The organism is Gorillibacterium sp. sgz306347, assembly GCF_059735245.1.
In genome coordinates this window covers 12926-29911 of sequence record NZ_JCAPET010000022.1, presented here as the reverse complement: position 1 = coordinate 29911, position 16986 = coordinate 12926, and the positions used below count along the sequence as shown (strand labels likewise).

Below are 16986 nucleotides of genomic sequence, written 5' to 3'. Positions count from 1 at the left end.
GGACGATGCGGCCCGATGCCGGGTTGCATACCAAAAGCCGGTCCCTCTCCCTATCACAAGAGGAACCGGCTTTCCGCGGATCGGCTTCTGCGATCCGTTAAGCACGCTGCTGCGATATGATGAGCAAACCGCTCTTAATCCGCTTTAACCGGTTTTCGGGCAAAGACCGCAACGGCCGCCGCCAGGGCCGCCGCTGTCAGCAAGAGCGCCGCCGCCAGCGCAAGCCCCCAATAATCGGGCGCTTGACCGCCCACCAGCCATTCCCCGGCCTGGCTGGTAAGCCGTGCCGGGTTGATTTTCATTCCCGCGCCCGGCAGGCCGCCAAGCAGGGACAGCACAATCGCGGCGGTCAGAGACACGGCGGCGGCGCCGCCTCCGCTGTTCAGCCAAGCGCTCATCAGAAGCGTGACGGTCAAAATCAGCGAAAACCAGGCGCCGTAAAGCAGGAACGCCGAAAGGGCGGGACCTGCCTGGACGGGTCCGATCAGCAGCTCGGTGTAGTACCAGGCGCCGGCATAGCCGAGGAGGAGCGAACCCCAGCAGAGGACCAGCGACACCGCCCACTTGGAGGACAAATAAGCAAACCGGGGAACCGGCTTGGCCAAAAGCATTCCCGTGATGCCCCGCTGTCTTTCGGCCGAGATGCTTCCCATAAAGGCGAGCACCAGGACGAGCAAGCCAAGGGTTCCGAAATTACTGAGCGTCCCCGCCATCGTTTCGCCCGGCTTGGGAAGGGGGATCTGCAAAACCGCGCCTTCCGGCAGGTTGCCGGCCGATTCCAGAAGCTCCGGCATCAAATAATACGTCACCGGCTGGGAAATGCCCGTGAGCAGAAAGATCAGCGGCACCCACAGCCATTTGTAGCTTCGTTTCAGCTCCAGCCATTCCTTTGCAACCAATACCCGCCATGCGTTCATGCCCCCACCGCCTCCATAAACAAGTTCTCCAGCGAGGTGTACGCCGCTTCAAAGCGAATAACCGGCACCGCTCGGGCGGCAAGATCGGACAGCAAGCGGCTCCGGGCCGCTTCCATGTCGCTCACCTTCAGACGGGCTGTCGTTCCCTCAACGGAAGCCTCCAGCACAAACGGTTCCTGCCGGACATGGGCCGCCCATTCCTCCAGCCTCGTTTCCGCCTCCACGACGATGACCGGCTTCCGGTGCGCCCGCCTCAAGTCTTCCAGCCGGCCGGCCAAGGCAATCTTTCCTTTGTTCATCATGATAATATCGTCGCATAAATCTTCCGCGTCATGCAGCACATGCGTCGAAAACAAGATCGTGGTCTGGTTTTTCATTCCGCGAAGCAGCTCCAGCAGCTCCCTCCGCCCCGCCGGATCAAGCGCCGACACCGGTTCGTCGAGGATCAAAAGCTCCGGCCGGTGCACCATCGCCTGCGCGAACCCGAGGCGCTGCTTCATCCCGCCCGAATACCCGCCGATCCGCCGCTTGGCGGCATCCTTGAGTCCCATGCGCTCCAGCAGCTCTTTTCCCCTTCGGTCCGCTTCCCGTCCGTCGACGCCGCACAGCTTGGCGGCAAACCGGAGGTATTCCAATCCGGTCATCCAGTTAAAAAAGGCCGGAAACTGCGGCAGATAGCCGATCCGTTTGCGGATATCCCCGTTCTCCGCTCCCTGAAAGCGAATGCTTCCGGAGGTCGGTTCGACGAGCCCGCAGAGCATGTTCAGCGTCGTGGTTTTGCCGGCGCCGTTCGGTCCGAGAAGGGCCGTGCAGCGGCCCCGGCCGATGGCAAAATCGAGCCCGTTTACGGCCGTCACGCTGCCGAATGTCTTGACCAATTCCTTTCCTTCAAGCAAAATGGCGTCCGCGGTCCCGGCGCTCATCAATCATTCCTCCTGCCGAGCACGAAATACGCGACCGGCCCGATCATTTGCCCCAGTACAATGACGGCCGCCCAGACCGCTTTCCGGCCCCGGACGCGATCCTTTTCCTGCCGGATCAGGTCCGTCAGCGCAACAATCATCAGAATCACCTGCAGCGCAACCACAGGCAAAAGCAGCTTCCAGTCAAATCCGAGCTGTTCGGTCCATTCGTTCATCTTAACGCCCCCGTTTTCTCCGCAGCGATTCCCGCAATACGCTCCATCCCCCGCGAACGACCAGCAGATAGACGACCAAAACCGACGGCACATTGATGCAGCCGATAATCCCCCAAAACCATGGATTCACGTCGCGCTTGCGCGCGTCCAGAAAGAGCCAGGTGCCTTGCGCCAGCAGCAGGCCGACAATCAGCATCCAGGCCCATACCGGAAGATCCTCCGGGTTCATCTGATGGCTTTTCATGGCTCCACCCGCCTTTTTTCGCGCGGCCGCCTGAACGCCCCCGCCGCAGCCGCAACGAGAGCGGCTGCCGTTCCCGCTTGCAGCAGCAGATAAGCGAACGGCGCTTTCAGGACCAGCACAAGCGAAACGGTCAGGACGGAGAGCGCCGCGGCCAGAAAACCGGCCAGCTCGCGTCTCCGCTTGCGGCGGAGGGCGAGGCGCCCCGCGGCGAGCGCCGCTTCCAAACGGCCAAGATCGGGCGGTTCCACCGGGTAGGCGTCGTCCAGCTGCCCGAGCGCCTGCCGGAGCAACTCCGCGGCTTTTGCCTCGCCGTCTCCTTCCTCAACCATTGGTTGGAACGGCAGCTTCGGCAGGTTCTCGCCGGTGTTCCGTTTCATGGTCCGTCAGCTCCTTTCTGAGTGCTTGCAGGGCTCCGTGAATGCGCGATTTAACCGTACCTTCCGGCACCCCGGTCATGCGGGCGATTTCTTTTTGGCTGTAGCCGTAATAATGCTTGAGCACAACGGCGATCCGGGCTTCCTCCGTCAAACCGCCGAGCGCTTCCAGAACGTCCGGCCAGTCCGTGCCGGAAGCCTCCAGCTTCCAGCGCAGCGCCCGGCCGTTTTGTCCGCGGGCTTCGGCCTCCAGCAGCCGCCGTTCTTTCTCTCTTCGCCGCCGGCTGTCGATAAAAAGCCGGGTGGCGATGGAGATCAGCCAGGTGGAGAAGCGGGACCGCCCGTCAAAAAGGGCGATCTTCTCCAGCACGCGGACCATTGTCTCTTGTGCGAGGTCTTCCGCTTGTTGGGGATGCAGCGTAATTTTGAGCAGGTACTTGACCAGGAAGGCGTAATTGTCACGCAAAAGTTCGGCGAGGGCGGACAAATCTCCGCTGCGTGCGCGCTCCGCAAGCTCTTTTTCGTTGTCCATCCGGCTCCCCCTTTCTTCCTGTCAAACGTTTGACGAACGGGGCCTCCATTTCGTTCACGGGCGTCAAAAAAACTTTTCACCGGATAATTTCGATCATCTGCCGGACCTTTCGGCTGTCGCCCGCCAGCTCCGCCTCCTTTACCTTCAGTTGGGAGGACCCGTCGCCGTCCAAAAAGATGCCGTCCACAAGCCGGTCTCCTCCCGTTTCCTTGACGGCCGTGCGGAACTGTTCGCCGGTGCATAAATCCTGGGTCACGTACAGGCGCAGACGGTTGTCCCGGTCGTAGGCCGCCGCGGTGCGCATATGCGGTGCATCCAGCCCCGGCATATGCTCCGCTTCCGCCAGCTTGTGCCATTCCGCCTCGCGCCCCAAGTTCAGGCTGATTCCGCCTTGAGCCCAATACCGGCCGCGGTCGGTCACCTGAAGGTCGGCGGCGGCCAACGCTTTTTGGACCGAAAAGCGCCCCGCCGCCTCGTCCCATACCAGCGTGCCCCGCGCATACTTCGCGTTATACCAGCCCGAGCCGTAGCCGTTCGGCTTTCCGGCCGTCGGCTTGTCATTCATGACGGCCATGCTGAGCAGGCTGTCTTCATAAAAAAAGCCCCCGTTTACGCCATATGCTCCAGTTTCAGCTACACTGGCTGTAATGGCGGTGAGCCGGATGTTGTCCGGGCTTGTTTCCAGTTCATGCACCGTAATCCCGTTCGATGCCGTAACCGAACGATACCCGTATTCCTTCGGGTGGTGCTGTTCTTCTTTTCGGGCCCCGTCCTGGTAGAGCGCAGCGCCAATACCCAGCACCGCCGCCAGGATCGCGAGCAGCAGCCCCGAGCGGGGAATTATTCTTTTGGGGTGATAGGAATTCATCGGACCCTCCTGCTTCTGCGGTTTTTCCGCATTGCCTCATAATGGGTTTCTCACCTGCTCGATGGCGGTGGAGCTACCTATATTCGACACAGCCTCCGGGTTTCCTTCCTTCTGCCAACGGCAAAGGAAGAGACTTCGGGAGCCTCTTCCCTTCGCACCTAATGCCCATAAGCGCCGAAACGCAAAAAACCGCATGGCCCCGATCGGCCATGCGGTCTCAAAGAAGTGCTTCCGCCCGAAAGCGGCGGCTGCTCAGCTCTTGTCCAGCTCGATTTTCTCGGCGACGCGGTCGCGCACCACCTCGACGGCCGTCTGGAGAATCGCATTCATTTCGCTTTGGGATTGCTGGTATTCGCGCACAATCGGAATGTTATCCAGCTCCTCCTGCAGCGCTGCGATCTCGGCTTCGATTTTGGCGGTCATGCTCCGGTTGCCGAGCGATTCGAAGGCGACAATTTCCTTCTGCTTTTTCTTGATCTCGGCGATCAGCTTCTGGATGTGCTTGTTGCGGTCGACTTTGCTTTCGGCGCGGCGGAAGAAATCCGCTTCTCCGGATTCGGCGATAAGCGCTGCAAGCTCGCGCGCCTTCGCCATGATGTCCTCGCGGCTCACCGGCTTGCCGTTAGTCATGAACGCTCACCGCCGCCGCAATTTCCGCTCCGGCGTCCGCCAAATCCCCGACGAGCTCGCCGCGCAGAAGCCAGGTTTTCGGTTCGGTGACGCGGACCAACACCCGCTTGCCGATCAGTTCGCGGGAGCCGGCGAAATGCACCAGCTTGTTCGTGCGCGTGCGGGCCGATAGAATGTCGGGGTTGGTTTTGCTCTCTCCCTCGACAAGCACTTCCAGGACCTGCCCGTTCAAACGGTCGTTGCTCTCCTTGCTGAGCTCGTTCATCAGCGCGTTCAAGCGGGCGAGCCGTTCTTTCTTCACTTCCTCGGGCACGTCGTCCTGCATGGAGGCAGCCGGCGTGCCCACGCGCGGCGAGTAGATGAACGTAAAGGCGGCGTCAAAGCCGACCTCGCGCACCAACGACAGCGTATCCGCAAACTGCTCCTCCGTCTCGCCAGGGAAGCCGACAATGATGTCGGTCGTCAGGGAGGCGTCGGGCAGAGCGGCACGGATTTTGCGCACGAGCTCCAGGTAGCTTTCCCGCGTGTACTTCCGGCTCATCCGCTTCAGCATCTCTGTGCTGCCCGATTGCACCGGCAGGTGGATATGCTCCATCAGGTTGCCGCGCTTCGCCAGCACCTCGATCAGGTGATCGTCAAAATCGCGCGGGTGCGAGGTCGTGAACCGGACGCGGGGAATCCCGATCTTGCGCACATCGTCCATCAAATCCCCGAACCGGTAATCCAGGTCTTCAAAATCTTTGCCGTAGGCGTTTACGTTCTGCCCGAGCAGCGTGATCTCCTGGAAGCCCTGGCGGGCCAGCTCGCGGACTTCAGCGAGCACATCCTCCGGACGGCGGCTCCGCTCCTTGCCCCGGGTGTAAGGGACGATGCAGTAGGTACAGAACTTGTCGCAGCCGTACATGATGTTGACCCAAGCCTTGACGCCTTCCCGCTTCTTCGGCAGGTTTTCGACGATATCGCCTTCCTTGGACCACACCTCAATAACCATCTCCTTGCCGAAGGCGGCATCGCGCAGCAGCTCCGGCAGCCGGTGGATGTTGTGCGTTCCAAAAATCATATCGACAAACGGATGCTTTTGCAGAATGCGGTTCACGACCGCCTCCTCCTGGGACATGCAGCCGCAAACCCCGAGCATCAGCGACGGTTTTTCGGTTTTCAAGGTTTTCAGGTGGCCCAGCTCGCCGAATACTTTGTCTTCGGCGTTTTCGCGGACGGCGCAGGTGTTCAGCAGAATCACATCCGCCTCTTTGCGGTCGTCCGTAGCGGTATACCCCATGGCTTCGAAAAGCCCCTTCAGGGTTTCGGTGTCATGCTCGTTCATCTGACAGCCGTAAGTGGTAATGGAATAAAATTTGCCGGCGCCAAAGTCGCGCATGTCCTCGGGGATGCCGAAATCGTAATGCACCTCGATGCCTTCTTTGCCGCGGCGCTTGCCTTCTTTATAGCTCGGTTCGGATTTGATGTTGATCTCCCGCTTGCCGATCCGAATCCGCTTGCCGTCCTCGTCTTCGCTCAATACCTTTACATTCGAGAAATCAAAGTATTTGGAGTAGTCTTTGCCCGCGACGGATTTTAAGTCCGTTGAGCTTTGCTTCTCCTGGGTCATTTCAGATTCACGTCCTTTGTGCAGAGTAGGGAACATAGTACATCATTATACCACACCGTCCGCGGGGCGATCTACGAGAAACCTGGCGTTTCGTCGGCTGGCCGCAAAAAAGCCGTCCTCCCCCCGAATCGGGAAAGAAGACGGCTTGTCCGAAGCCTGCGGCGATCAGCCGATAATTTCGGCGGTGTCGCCGGTTTTTGCGCCGGCGGCGTTAGCTTCGTCGGTGTCGATGTGGAAATCAAGCGCAAAGCTGTCGGAAACGCGGGCGATGACGTCTTCAAATACCAGCGGGCGCTCCGTGTTCACGCGGACGCTCAGCATCTGCTTGTCCTGAATGCCCCATTTTTCGGCATCGCTCGTATGGAAGTGAATGTGGCGGGCGGCGACAATAACGCCTTTGTCCAGTTCCACTTCCCCCGCCGGACCGACGATCTTGATGCCGGGCGTGCCTTCGATGCTGCCGGATTCGCGAACCGGCGCTTTGACGCCGATCGCAAACGAATCGGTGCGGGAAATTTCCAGCTGGGTCGCCTTGCGCACCGGTCCAAGAATCCGCACCTTGTCAAATTTGCCTTTCGGGCCGACAACGGCAACCGTTTCTTCGGCGGCAAATTGGTCCGGCTGGGACAGCTCTTTCATGACATGCAGCTCGGCGCCTTGGCCGAACAAAATTTCAAGATGCTCCTGGGTAACATGGATGTGACGCGCGGATACGCCGACAGGGACTTGTTTCACGATCATTCCACTCCTTTTGTTATAAGCACAGCCGATCCGCAAACGGATGCGGCCGCTTGCTGAAGATCACACTTGTACTATTTTACTCTTTTTTACCCAAAAGAAAAGGCAGAAGCATCACATGCGCGACTTTTTTATCCATTCCAGGTCTTTAGCTGTCTGAAGGAGTGCCTGCCGAAGGAAGGTTTTTTTCCAGAAAACGCCGCCAATTGCCGGCCATGATGTCCCGGACCAGGTCCTCGCTGAAATGCAGCAGGAGCAGCTCCGCGAGAGCGGGAAAATCCTCGGGGGAAGCAAGCCCGGCAAGCTTGCCGGCAAATCCGTCGAAATCGGAGCCGAAGCCGATGTTCCGCGCCGCCCCAAGCGAACAAAAATGGTCGATGTGGCGCAGCAGGTCAAGCGCGGAGGAAGGCCGTACGGCAAGAAAAGGCGGATAGAAGTTCAGCCCGATGCAGCCGCCCCGGGCGGCGATCGCCTGAATATGCACATCCGTCAAATTGCGCGGATGCGGACAAATCCGCCGGGCGTTGGAATGCGAAGCGATGAAAGGCCGCTCCGACAACGTCAGAAGCTCCTCCACACCGCGGTCGGCCAAATGCGAGACATCGATAATCAGGCCGAGCCGTTCGCATTCCCGGATAAGCTCGATGCCCTTTGCCGTAAATCCGGCCCCGCGGGGTTCCATAATGCCGTCCGCCGCCCAGTTGGCCCGGTTCCAGGTCAGTCCGATCAACCGGACGCCCAAGGTATGCAGAAGCCGAAGGTGGCTCAGCTTTCCTTTCAAGGCGTCGGCGCCTTCCAGGGCAAGGATCGCGGCCAGCTTTCCTTCCTTGCGCGCCCGCCTCAAGTCTTCCGGACTGCGCGCCAGCGCAACCGCCCCGCCGGCCAGAACCCTTTGATAAAAGGCGTCGATCATTTCCAGAACGGGCGAGATGCCTTCGTCCGCCCGGCTTTCGGTCACATAGAGGGCAAATACTTGCGCCTCCGCCCCGCCCTTCCGCAGCCGCGGCAAACAGACATCCGCTTCCGGCTGTTCTTTTTCGAAGCGGATGCCCGGCTCCGCGAGCATGCGGCTCAACAGATCGCAATGAGCGTCAATCACGTTCATCCCGCTGCCTCCCGAAAAGAAAATGCAAGGCAAAAAACCCGTTTACGGGTTCGTAAACAGGCTTGATTTTTCCAACATTCCGGATACCTTTTCACCGGGGCTCCACGATCAGCTTGATTGCCGTCCGGTCTTCCCCGTCGATCACGATATCGGTAAAGGCGGGGATGCATATCAGATCGACGCCGCTCGGCGCCACAAATCCGCGGGCAATGGCTACCGCTTTGATCGCCTGGTTCAGCGCGCCCGCCCCGATTGCTTGCAGCTCGGCCGCACCCCGTTCACGCAAGACTCCGGCCAGCGCTCCGGCCACGGAGTTCGGATTGGATTTTGCTGATACTTTCAATACTTCCATGAAAGGTACCTCCTCAGGAATGATGGATTGACTCCAGTACCCATCCTATTCGGGAGCCTGAGGAATAATACCAGGGTGCCCGCTCCGCTGGTTTAGGTCCACTTACGAAACAGCGGGCAATCTGCCGGATCAGCCACAAGCTACTCCAGCAGCGCCTTCTCTTCATCCAGCCGGATCAGGGAAACGCTCTTGGCGCGGGATGTGGCATCGTCAATCTCGACAAATACGCCGTTCAGGTGCCACTTGCCTTCGTCCACGATAAACCGCACCGGCAGCGCCGTCTTGAATTTGCGCAGCACCGCATCCTTCTCCATCCCAAGCACACCGTTGATAGGGCCTGTCATCCCGGCATCCGTGACGTATGCCGTTCCTTCCGGCAAAATGCGTTCGTCATGGCTTTGCACATGGGTATGCGTGCCCACAACGGCGGACACGCGTCCGTCGAGATGCCAGCCCATGGCAATCTTCTCCGAGGTCGCCTCGGCGTGAAAGTCAACAAAAACCGGCCGGCGTTTGCTTCCGTACGCGTCCAGAATGCTGTCCGCCTTCGCGAACGGGCAATCAATCGGCGGAAGAAACGTCCGGCCCTGCAGGTTGACCACAAGCAGCTCTTTGCTTCCGCTTTTCAGCAAACAAGAGCCGTTCCCCGGCGTTCCCTCCGGAAAGTTTGCGGGACGGATCAATCGCGGTTCATCCTCGATAAAATCGAAAATCTCCTTCTGGTCCCACGTGTGGTTGCCCATCGTAATGCAGTGAACGCCCAGCTCGAAAAAGCCGGCTGCGATCGGACGGGTTATGCCTCTGCCATGCGCCGCGTTTTCACCGTTTACGATAATGAAATCGGGCCGGTATTTCGTTTTGAGGCCCGGCAGCTGGCGCTTCAGCGCGTCGCGGCCCACCGAACCGACCACATCTCCAATAAACAATACCCTCACAGGGGCTCCTCCCTTCGTTTCGCCGCAGAAAGGGGAAAAGTGGCCTGTCGGCCACTTTTCGTCTCGCGGGTTTCCTATTTGGCATATTCGACCGCGCGTGTTTCGCGAATTACCGTCACCTTGATATGACCCGGGTAGTCCAGTTCATTCTCAATCTTCTTGGTAATGTCGCGCGCCAGGCGGAACGCTTCCGTGTCGTCCACTTTTTCCGGCTGCACCATAACCCGGATTTCGCGTCCGGCTTGAATGGCGTACGATTTCTCGACGCCGTCAAAGGACTCGGAAATCTCTTCAAGCCGCTCGAGACGTTTGATATACGTCTCGAGCGTCTCGCGGCGGGCTCCCGGACGGGCGGCCGACAAGGCGTCGGCAGCGCCGACCAGCATGGCGATAACCGATGTCGGTTCGACGTCGCCGTGGTGGGAAGCAATGCTGTTCACCACGACGGGATGCTCTTTGTACTTCCTCGCTATTTCGACCCCAATCTCAACATGGGACCCTTCCACTTCATGATCAAGCGCCTTGCCGATGTCGTGAAGAAGCCCGGAACGTTTCGCCAAAGTAACGTCTTCCCCGAGCTCTCCAGCCATAAGTCCTGCCAGATAAGCAACTTCCATGGAGTGCTTCAGCACGTTCTGACCGTAGCTGGTACGGAAACGGAGTCTGCCCAAAATTTTGATCAGATCCGGATGCAGGCCGTGAACGCCGACCTCGAAGGTCGCCTGCTCGCCGTATTCGCGAATGCGTTCGTCCACTTCCTTGCGGGACTTTTCCACCATTTCTTCGATGCGGGCCGGGTGAATCCGTCCGTCCGCAACGAGTTTCTCCAGCGCATTCCGCGCGATTTCGCGGCGGATCGGGTCGAACCCGGAAAGGATGACCGCTTCCGGCGTATCGTCGATAATCAAATCGATGCCGGTCAAGGTTTCGAGAGCACGGATGTTCCGCCCCTCGCGTCCGATAATGCGCCCTTTCATCTCTTCGTTCGGCAGGGTGACCACGGATACCGTCGTCTCTGCCACGTGGTCGGCGGCGCAACGCTGAATCGCCAAGGAAATGATTTCTCTGGCTTTCTTGTCGGCTTCCTCCCGCGCTTGCAGTTCAATCTCTTTGATCAGTTGAGCCGTCTCGTGACGTACTTCCTGCTCCACGTTGGTGAGGATGATGTTCTTGGCCTCTTCCATCGTTAACCCGGAAACACGTTCGAGCTCGGTCACTTGTGCTTTCAGCAGTTGATCGATTTGCGCTTGGGTTTCATCGATCCGCTTCTCTTTGTTGGCCATTTGCTCTTCTTTGCGTTCCAGGGATTCGTGTTTTTTATCCAGCGATTCCTCTTTCTGCAATAACCGTCGCTCTTGTCGCGCTGTTTCATTCCGACGTTCGCGAATGTCTTTATCAGCTTCGGCCCGAAGTTTGTGAATTTCGTCCTTTGCTTCAAGCACCGATTCTTTCTTGAGTGCGTCGGCTTCCTTTTTCGCACTTTCGATTATTTGTTCAGCCGCGCGCTCGGCGCTTGAAATTTTCGCTTCAGCAAGAGACTTCCGGATAAAATATCCAATCCCAGCGCCAATGAGAAGACCAACAACGAGTGCGATGATGGCCCAAACGATTGCCTCGTTAGGCATCCATTTTCACCTCCTCGCCGTTCCCTGAAGACTAGCTTGGGATTTGTTCAGTTGTAAACCCTTTTTACCGTTTCACATAGATGCTTCCATAACGGGATAATAAATCATCGGCTTTCCGCCGATTCGGTGCTGGATTCGCAGGAAAAAAGACAAGTAAAAATTGGCGATTTTACTTATTTGCGAATCATCACTTTAAGTGAAAGAGATATCAATATTTTAGCTGTAGCGTAAGAATCTTGTCAAGTTATCCTCACACGGGCGGCCCCTTGGGGAAGGAATTGGCGCACCGTGAAAATTAACACCCTTAATAAGATGATTAATCTGCTAAATCATCTTCGGAAAAGCCGCCGTCCCATTCATCCTCCCCCAAGCCGGGACCGCTAACTTCTTTCACAACGCCCGAGACAAGAGAGGGCGAAAAACCTCGTCGAGCCAGAAACCCGTAAAGCTTGCGTTTCCGGTCCACCGTCTCCCCCGAGAGCTGCTTCCACTTTTTGCGGGCGAGAAAAAGCGCTTGCTCGCGCTCCTCTTCTTCGCTTATTTTGCCCACCGCATCGCGAATCAGCCCTTGGTCGATGCCTTTCTGCTTGAGCTCCAGCTCTACCCATTTCCGGCCTTTTTTCTGCAGGGTGACCCGTTCCCGGGTCCACAGCTCCGCAAAGTGGCGGTCGTCGATGTACCCCCGTTCCTGTAGGAATCGCACGGTCGATTCGATCAACGGCGATTCGTACCCGCGCGTTTCCAGCTTTTTGCGGACTTCCTGAACGGAACGGGCCCGCACGCTGAGAAACCGGATCGCATCCTGGTAAGCTTTATTCTGTTCTTCCTCATGCAAAATCCGTTCCAGCTGCTCGGACTCCACGGGTTCGTCTTTCAGCAGCCTGTATTTGATCAGTACGTCTTCATGAACGGAAAACGCGTACTCCCCGTCCAGGTAAATGTTATAACGGGAGCGGTTTTTCTTCTGCCGTTCCACGGAAGTGATCATCTTTGCACGGTTGGTATTGTCCGTCTCCACGGGCGTCGCTCCTTTGTCCAGAGGCCGGCGCTGCGCGCTGCGGCCAAACATAAAAACGCCGCACCTTGCGAGGTGCGGCGGGAGGTATTATTCCAATGCCAGAATCGGATCTTCGTCTTCGTCATCTTCCTGTTCGGTTACGACAGTCACCAGGTTGCTGTTCGCCCGGATCCTCTTCTCGATGGTATCCGCCACTTTCGGATTATCCTTCAGGAACTGCTTGGCGTTCTCGCGTCCCTGGCCAAGCCGGTCGCCGTCAAAGGAATACCATGCGCCGCTCTTGTCGACGATGTCCATCTCGGTGCCGATGTCGACCAGGCTGCCTTCCTTCGAAATGCCTTCCCCGTACATCATGTCCACTTCCGCCTGCTTGAACGGAGGGGCCACCTTGTTCTTGACGACTTTGATCCGGGTCCGGTTGCCGATCATGTCGTTGCCCTGCTTCAGCGTCTCAATCCGGCGCACATCCAGCCGGATGGTCGAGTAAAACTTCAGCGCCCGGCCGCCCGGCGTGACTTCCGGGTTCCCGAACATGACGCCGACTTTCTCGCGGAGCTGGTTGATAAAGATCGCGATGACCTTGGATTTGTTGATCGCGCCGGAAAGCTTCCGAAGCGCCTGCGACATCAGCCGGGCCTGCAAGCCGACGTGGGAATCGCCCATCTCGCCTTCAATTTCCGCTTTGGGCACAAGAGCCGCCACGGAGTCCACGACGATGATGTCCACCGCGCCGCTGCGCACCAGAGCCTCGGCGATCTCAAGAGCCTGCTCGCCGGTATCGGGCTGGGACAGCAGCAGCTCGTCAATGTTGATGCCGAGCTTGCTGGCGTAAAGCGGATCGAGCGCGTGCTCCGCGTCGATGAAGGCGGCTTGTCCGCCGGCCTTCTGGACTTCCGCGATCGCATGCAGGGCGATCGTGGTTTTACCGGACGATTCCGGTCCGTAAATTTCAATGATTCTTCCTCTGGGGAAGCCGCCCACTCCGAGGGCTATATCAAGTGCAAGAGAACCGCTCGGGACAGTTTCCACCTGCATGTGGGTGGATTCTCCAAGCTTCATGATCGAACCCTTGCCGAATTGCTTCTCAATGTTGCGCAATGCCATTTCCAATGCTGCGCGCCGATCTGACAAACGACTCACATCCTTCTCGCGTTTATATATCTATTTTACTCTTTTTTGATGCATTTGCCAAGCATTTTTCGAACATACATTCGTATTTTTTTCTTCTGCGGCCGAACGGTCATTCCTTCATCCGCTCCCGGAAGCTTGCGCCGCATCCGGCCCTTAATGTGCATTCCCCCGCCTTTCGGAACAGTCCGCTTTCTCCCTCGCGGCATTAAAAAACCGCAGCGAACCGGTTCGCTGCGGTGCTTCCGCCGTTAACTTGTCTTTAGTATAAAGCCCGGTGGCGGAATGCGCAAGCCGGACGGCGCACAGAGCCGGCTTCCGCGAGGCGGACGGAAATCCGGGAGCCTGAGCCCGTATCTCCCTCTCCAAGCCTATACGCCTGTATGGGCTTCGGAATAAACTTTAGGGCGTTCCCGACGGCTCTGGAGCATCCTCCGTCTTCAATGAGGCCCAGAGATGGTAGAGCGCGGTTTTGGCCGCCTTCAGCTTCACGGTCTCCCGGTTCCCGTTGAAGCGGGATTCGTAAACGGCCGTCGGCCGCCCGCCGCGCGCGATTCCGAAGTACACCAATCCGGCCGGCTTGCCCTCGGAAGGCCCCGGTCCGGCCACGCCGGTAACGGACACGGCATAATCCGTTCCGGTGGCCTTCCGCAGGCCATCCGCCATGGCTTCGGCCGTTTCCGGGCTTACGGCGCCCGGCGCGCCGTCTCCTTCCAGCAGCGAGCCGGGGACGCCGAGCAGCGAACGCTTCAATTCGTTCGAGTAGGAAACAACGCCGCCCCGAAACGCTTCGGAGCTGCCGGGGATGGTGGTGATCAGGTCGGAGACAAGCCCGCCCGTGCAGCTTTCCGCCGCCGACAAAGTCAGGCCCTTTTCCTTGAGCAGCCGATAAACCGCTGTTTCAATCGACACGTCCTCCTCCGCATACAGATGCCGGCCCACCCGGCTCCGGATTTCGGCTTCGGTCTCTGCCATCTTGCCGAGCGCTTCTTCCCGCGTGCCGGCGCGCGTGGTGAGCCGGATCGTGACTTCCCCCTCCTTGGCGTAGGGCGCGATCGTGGGGTCTGTCTGGGCCTGAATCAAATCAAGCAGCGCATGCTCCAGGTTCGATTCCCCGATCCCGGCGAATTTCAGCATTTTCGAAAAAAGCGGCGTTTCGCCGTTCATTCCACCGCGCAGCCAGGGAATGGCGTAATCGAGAAACATCGGCTTCATTTCCCGCGGCGGTCCAGGCAGCAGAATATAACGTTTGCCGCCCCGCTCGATAGCGGCGCCCACCGCCAGCCCCGTGTCGTTGGGCAGCGGTTCGCTTCCTTCCGGCAGCAGAGCCTGGCGGGCGTTGCTCTCCACCATAACCGTTTTCCGGTCGCGGAAGAACTTCTTCATCTTCTCCAAAGAAGGTTCGTCGCTGATCAGCCCCACGCCAAGCATATCCGCCAGCACGTCCTTGGTCAGGTCGTCCTGCGTGGGACCCAAACCGCCGGTGCAGATCACAAGGTCGGCGCGTGCCGCGGCCAGTTCCAGCGCCTGGCGCAAACGAACGGGATTGTCCCCGACAACGGTCTGAAAATAAACATCGACCCCGATAGCCGCGCAGTGCTGGGCCAGAAACTGAGCGTTGGTGTTTACGATCTGGCCCAAAAGAAGCTCGGTGCCTACGGCGATTAGTTCGGCTTTCATGAGGTACCCCTTTCTTTCTCTCAGGATGTCCGGCGGCAAAAAAAGAACCGCGCTGTTCCCCGCCGCCGGCATGCCGGTAAGCGGCCATCCGATCAAACGGAAACGAACAACGCGGAGCGCACCGTCAAACCGGCCGGCTGCCTGCTAGGCATCCGACAGATTAAGCAGTTCCTTGTTCTTTAAGAAATAATCGACCCCGGAATAAATGGTGACGACCGTGGCGATCCAGAGGGCAATCTGATCAAAGGGAATGCCGATAAAATGAAAAGGGAAGTTGTTGAGCAATAGCGCGATAATCGCCGTAATCTGGGACGCCGTCTTCCACTTGCCCCACTTGCTGGCCGCCATGGCGTGCCCCTGCAGCGCCGCAATTTGCCGAAGCATCGTGACGGCCCATTCGCGGCTGATGATGATGATGGTGATCCAGGCCGGGCATTTGCCCATTTCAACAAGCGAGATCAGTACGGCGGTGACCAGCAGCTTGTCCGCGAGCGGGTCGAGCAGCTTGCCCAGGTTGGTCACGAGCTTGTTCTTGCGGGCAATATAGCCGTCCAGGCTGTCCGTACTCGCGGCGATGATAAAAATCACCGTCCCGATGATCTGGTTGTATGTAATCTCAAAGCCTCCGAAATGGATCACGGGAAACTTCATTTGGACCAGAAGAAAGAAGACGATGATCGGGACCAGGAAAATCCTGGCCACCGTAATCCGATTGGCCAGGTTCATGCGATTTCCTCCCCGGAAAGGTCAAATTCTAGCGAATGGGTGATCCGCACCTTGGCGATGCGTCCGATTTGCGTCTTGCAGCCCGAAACAAACACTTCTCCGTCAATTTCGGGTGCGTCGTGCTGGGACCTTCCAATATACACGTCGCCGCGCCCATCATAGCGCTCGATCAGCACATCCATCAGCCGCCCGACCTTGAGATCGTTTTTCTGCTTGGAGATTTCCCGCTGGATTTCCATCAGCTGGTTGGCCCGGGCTTCCTTTACGTCCTCGTCGATCTGGTCGGGAAGCCGGGAGGCCGGGGTGTCTTCTTCCTGGGAATACGTAAAGACGCCGAGCCGGTCAAACCGGATCTCCTTCACAAATTCGATCAGGCGGGCAAAATCCTCCTCCGACTCGCCCGGAAATCCCACGATGATCGAGGTCCGAAGGGAAACGTCGGGGATACGGGCCCGGATTTTCGCCACAAGCTCGCGCACGTCCCTTTGCCGGCCCGGTCTGCGCATCCGGCGAAGAATAGTGTCCTCGCTGTGCTGAAGCGGAAGGTCGATGTATTTACATATTTTGGGATTTGACGCAATCGTTTCGATCAGCTCATCCGTAAAAAAGCCCGGGTACGCGTAATGAAGCCGCACCCACTCGATGCCTGGCACTTCGCTGATCCGGTTCAAAAGCTCGGGCAGCTTGTGTTCTCCGTAAAGATCCGTTCCGTAATTGGTCGAGTCCTGTGCAATGACGCTGATTTCCCGTACGCCTTGCTCCGCCAGGCTCTGCGCTTCCGCAAGAATCGATTCGATGGAACGGCTCCGGAACGCTCCGCGCATAATCGGAATGCTGCAAAAGGTGCAGGCGTTGTCGCAGCCTTCGGCAATTTTGATATAGGCCGTGTGGGTGTCCGTCGTCAGACGGCGGGGCAGCCGTCTCTCGTAATCGAAAATCGCGCTTCCGACGAATACCGGCTTCTTGCCTACGAGGGCTTGATCGACGATATCCGCGATTTTATCGAAATCTCCGGTGCCTACAATTCCGTCGATTTCCGGCATTTCCTGCATCAATTGTTCTTTGTACCGCTGGGTCAGGCAGCCGGAGACGATTAAAGCCTTCAGCTTTCCGGTTTCCTTCAGCTCGGCGAGATCCAGAATCGTATTCACGGATTCTTCCTTCGCCGCATCGATGAATCCGCATGTATTAACGATGATTACGGTTGCTTCCTCGCGGTCGTCCGTGAGGCCGTAGCCGCGCTCGTGAACGAGTCCGGTCATGATCTCGGAGTCGACGAGATTCTTCTCGCAGCCGAGCGTAACCACCTTGATTTTCTCCGTCATAACCACTGCCTCCATTGCTGTCTGTTGCTGCTAACAAGTATA

At 58.2% G+C, this 16986-nt stretch carries 19 protein-coding genes; all 19 read right to left on the bottom strand.

Translation table 11 applies throughout. The features are described 5' to 3' along the window. Positions 1–134: 134 nt before the first annotated feature. Positions 135–917, bottom strand: coding sequence for an ABC transporter permease (locus tag AC6I6H_RS13110; RefSeq protein WP_497954303.1), 783 nt, complete (start codon positions 915–917; stop codon positions 135–137). Next, positions 914–1840, bottom strand: coding sequence for an ABC transporter ATP-binding protein (locus AC6I6H_RS13105; RefSeq protein WP_497954302.1), 927 nt, complete (start codon positions 1838–1840; stop codon positions 914–916). The genes AC6I6H_RS13110 and AC6I6H_RS13105 overlap by 4 nt, the downstream gene beginning before the upstream one ends. Further along, positions 1840–2055 (bottom strand): PLD nuclease N-terminal domain-containing protein, encoded by a 216-nt coding sequence (locus tag AC6I6H_RS13100; RefSeq protein ID WP_497954301.1) that lies wholly within the window; start codon positions 2053–2055, stop codon positions 1840–1842. Before AC6I6H_RS13100 ends, AC6I6H_RS13105 begins: the two co-directional genes overlap by 1 nt. A gap of 1 nt (position 2056) precedes the next feature. Next, entirely contained in the window at positions 2057–2299 is a 243-nt protein-coding gene (locus AC6I6H_RS13095) for a sigmaY antisigma factor component (RefSeq protein ID WP_497954300.1), read from the bottom strand. Beyond that, entirely contained in the window at positions 2296–2676 is a 381-nt protein-coding gene (locus tag AC6I6H_RS13090) for a DUF5345 family protein (protein WP_497954299.1), read from the bottom strand. Before AC6I6H_RS13090 ends, AC6I6H_RS13095 begins: the two co-directional genes overlap by 4 nt. Further along, positions 2621–3205 carry an RNA polymerase sigma factor SigY gene (sigY, locus tag AC6I6H_RS13085; protein WP_497954298.1) on the bottom strand — a complete coding sequence of 195 codons (585 nt, stop codon included), beginning with the start codon at positions 3203–3205 and terminating at the stop codon, positions 2621–2623. The genes AC6I6H_RS13090 and sigY overlap by 56 nt, the downstream gene beginning before the upstream one ends. Before the next feature lie 76 nt (positions 3206–3281). Then, a complete protein-coding gene (locus AC6I6H_RS13080) occupies positions 3282–4073 on the bottom strand; it encodes a hypothetical protein (RefSeq protein ID WP_497954297.1) in 792 nt (263 codons plus the stop codon). A gap of 252 nt (positions 4074–4325) precedes the next feature. Then, a complete protein-coding gene (locus AC6I6H_RS13075) occupies positions 4326–4703 on the bottom strand; it encodes a YlbF/YmcA family competence regulator (protein WP_497954296.1) in 378 nt (125 codons plus the stop codon). Then, positions 4696–6312: a tRNA (N6-isopentenyl adenosine(37)-C2)-methylthiotransferase MiaB gene (gene miaB / locus AC6I6H_RS13070; RefSeq protein WP_497954295.1), complete on the bottom strand. Its 1617-nt coding sequence runs from the start codon at positions 6310–6312 to the stop codon at positions 4696–4698. Before miaB ends, AC6I6H_RS13075 begins: the two co-directional genes overlap by 8 nt. A 165-nt stretch (positions 6313–6477) precedes the next feature. After that, the gene (pduL, locus tag AC6I6H_RS13065) at positions 6478–7050 is read right to left on the bottom strand and encodes a phosphate propanoyltransferase (RefSeq protein WP_497954361.1); all 573 of its coding nucleotides are present in this window, start codon (positions 7048–7050) and stop codon (positions 6478–6480) included. Positions 7051–7198: 148 nt separating this feature from the next. After that, a complete protein-coding gene (locus tag AC6I6H_RS13060) occupies positions 7199–8155 on the bottom strand; it encodes a dipeptidase (protein ID WP_497954294.1) in 957 nt (318 codons plus the stop codon). Positions 8156–8246: 91 nt separating this feature from the next. Further along, positions 8247–8507, bottom strand: a complete 261-nt coding sequence (locus AC6I6H_RS13055; protein WP_006286829.1) for a stage V sporulation protein S — start codon at positions 8505–8507, stop codon at positions 8247–8249. A 140-nt stretch (positions 8508–8647) separates the two neighbouring features. Then, positions 8648–9442 carry a TIGR00282 family metallophosphoesterase gene (locus AC6I6H_RS13050; RefSeq protein ID WP_497954293.1) on the bottom strand — a complete coding sequence of 265 codons (795 nt, stop codon included), beginning with the start codon at positions 9440–9442 and terminating at the stop codon, positions 8648–8650. 74 nt (positions 9443–9516) lie between these two features. Next, complete coding sequence (gene rny / locus AC6I6H_RS13045; protein WP_497954292.1) at positions 9517–11067, bottom strand: ribonuclease Y; 1551 nt, start codon at positions 11065–11067, stop codon at positions 9517–9519. Positions 11068–11383: 316 nt separating this feature from the next. Beyond that, positions 11384–12085, bottom strand: coding sequence for a RecX family transcriptional regulator (locus AC6I6H_RS13040; protein ID WP_497954291.1), 702 nt, complete (start codon positions 12083–12085; stop codon positions 11384–11386). A gap of 87 nt (positions 12086–12172) precedes the next feature. Next, the gene (recA, locus tag AC6I6H_RS13035) at positions 12173–13216 is read right to left on the bottom strand and encodes a recombinase RecA (RefSeq protein ID WP_497954290.1); all 1044 of its coding nucleotides are present in this window, start codon (positions 13214–13216) and stop codon (positions 12173–12175) included. Positions 13217–13615: 399 nt separating this feature from the next. Further along, complete coding sequence (locus AC6I6H_RS13030; RefSeq protein ID WP_497954288.1) at positions 13616–14893, bottom strand: competence/damage-inducible protein A; 1278 nt, start codon at positions 14891–14893, stop codon at positions 13616–13618. A 144-nt stretch (positions 14894–15037) separates the two neighbouring features. Continuing rightward, entirely contained in the window at positions 15038–15619 is a 582-nt protein-coding gene (gene pgsA / locus AC6I6H_RS13025; protein WP_497954287.1) for a CDP-diacylglycerol--glycerol-3-phosphate 3-phosphatidyltransferase, read from the bottom strand. After that, positions 15616–16944 (bottom strand): 30S ribosomal protein S12 methylthiotransferase RimO, encoded by a 1329-nt coding sequence (gene rimO, locus AC6I6H_RS13020; protein ID WP_497954285.1) that lies wholly within the window; start codon positions 16942–16944, stop codon positions 15616–15618. Before rimO ends, pgsA begins: the two co-directional genes overlap by 4 nt. Positions 16945–16986: the final 42 nt, after the last annotated feature.

What these genes read in the sequence shown, in the direction of transcription:
- AC6I6H_RS13030 (WP_497954288.1), bottom strand. Translation starts at nt 14,893, where the DNA reads ATGAAAGCCGAACTAATCGCCGTAGGCACCGAGCTTCTTTTGGGCCAG.
- AC6I6H_RS13090 (WP_497954299.1), bottom strand. Translation starts at nt 2,676, where the DNA reads ATGAAACGGAACACCGGCGAGAACCTGCCGAAGCTGCCGTTCCAACCA.
- AC6I6H_RS13060 (WP_497954294.1), bottom strand. Translation starts at nt 8,155, where the DNA reads ATGAACGTGATTGACGCTCATTGCGATCTGTTGAGCCGCATGCTCGCG.
- AC6I6H_RS13105 (WP_497954302.1), bottom strand. Translation starts at nt 1,840, where the DNA reads ATGAGCGCCGGGACCGCGGACGCCATTTTGCTTGAAGGAAAGGAATTG.
- rimO (WP_497954285.1), bottom strand. Translation starts at nt 16,944, where the DNA reads ATGACGGAGAAAATCAAGGTGGTTACGCTCGGCTGCGAGAAGAATCTC.
- AC6I6H_RS13075 (WP_497954296.1), bottom strand. Translation starts at nt 4,703, where the DNA reads ATGACTAACGGCAAGCCGGTGAGCCGCGAGGACATCATGGCGAAGGCG.
- AC6I6H_RS13100 (WP_497954301.1), bottom strand. Translation starts at nt 2,055, where the DNA reads ATGAACGAATGGACCGAACAGCTCGGATTTGACTGGAAGCTGCTTTTG.
- AC6I6H_RS13095 (WP_497954300.1), bottom strand. Translation starts at nt 2,299, where the DNA reads ATGAAAAGCCATCAGATGAACCCGGAGGATCTTCCGGTATGGGCCTGG.
- AC6I6H_RS13110 (WP_497954303.1), bottom strand. Translation starts at nt 917, where the DNA reads ATGAACGCATGGCGGGTATTGGTTGCAAAGGAATGGCTGGAGCTGAAA.
- rny (WP_497954292.1), bottom strand. Translation starts at nt 11,067, where the DNA reads ATGCCTAACGAGGCAATCGTTTGGGCCATCATCGCACTCGTTGTTGGT.
- AC6I6H_RS13080 (WP_497954297.1), bottom strand. Translation starts at nt 4,073, where the DNA reads ATGAATTCCTATCACCCCAAAAGAATAATTCCCCGCTCGGGGCTGCTG.
- AC6I6H_RS13055 (WP_006286829.1), bottom strand. Translation starts at nt 8,507, where the DNA reads ATGGAAGTATTGAAAGTATCAGCAAAATCCAATCCGAACTCCGTGGCC.
- pgsA (WP_497954287.1), bottom strand. Translation starts at nt 15,619, where the DNA reads ATGAACCTGGCCAATCGGATTACGGTGGCCAGGATTTTCCTGGTCCCG.
- miaB (WP_497954295.1), bottom strand. Translation starts at nt 6,312, where the DNA reads ATGACCCAGGAGAAGCAAAGCTCAACGGACTTAAAATCCGTCGCGGGC.
- sigY (WP_497954298.1), bottom strand. Translation starts at nt 3,205, where the DNA reads ATGGACAACGAAAAAGAGCTTGCGGAGCGCGCACGCAGCGGAGATTTG.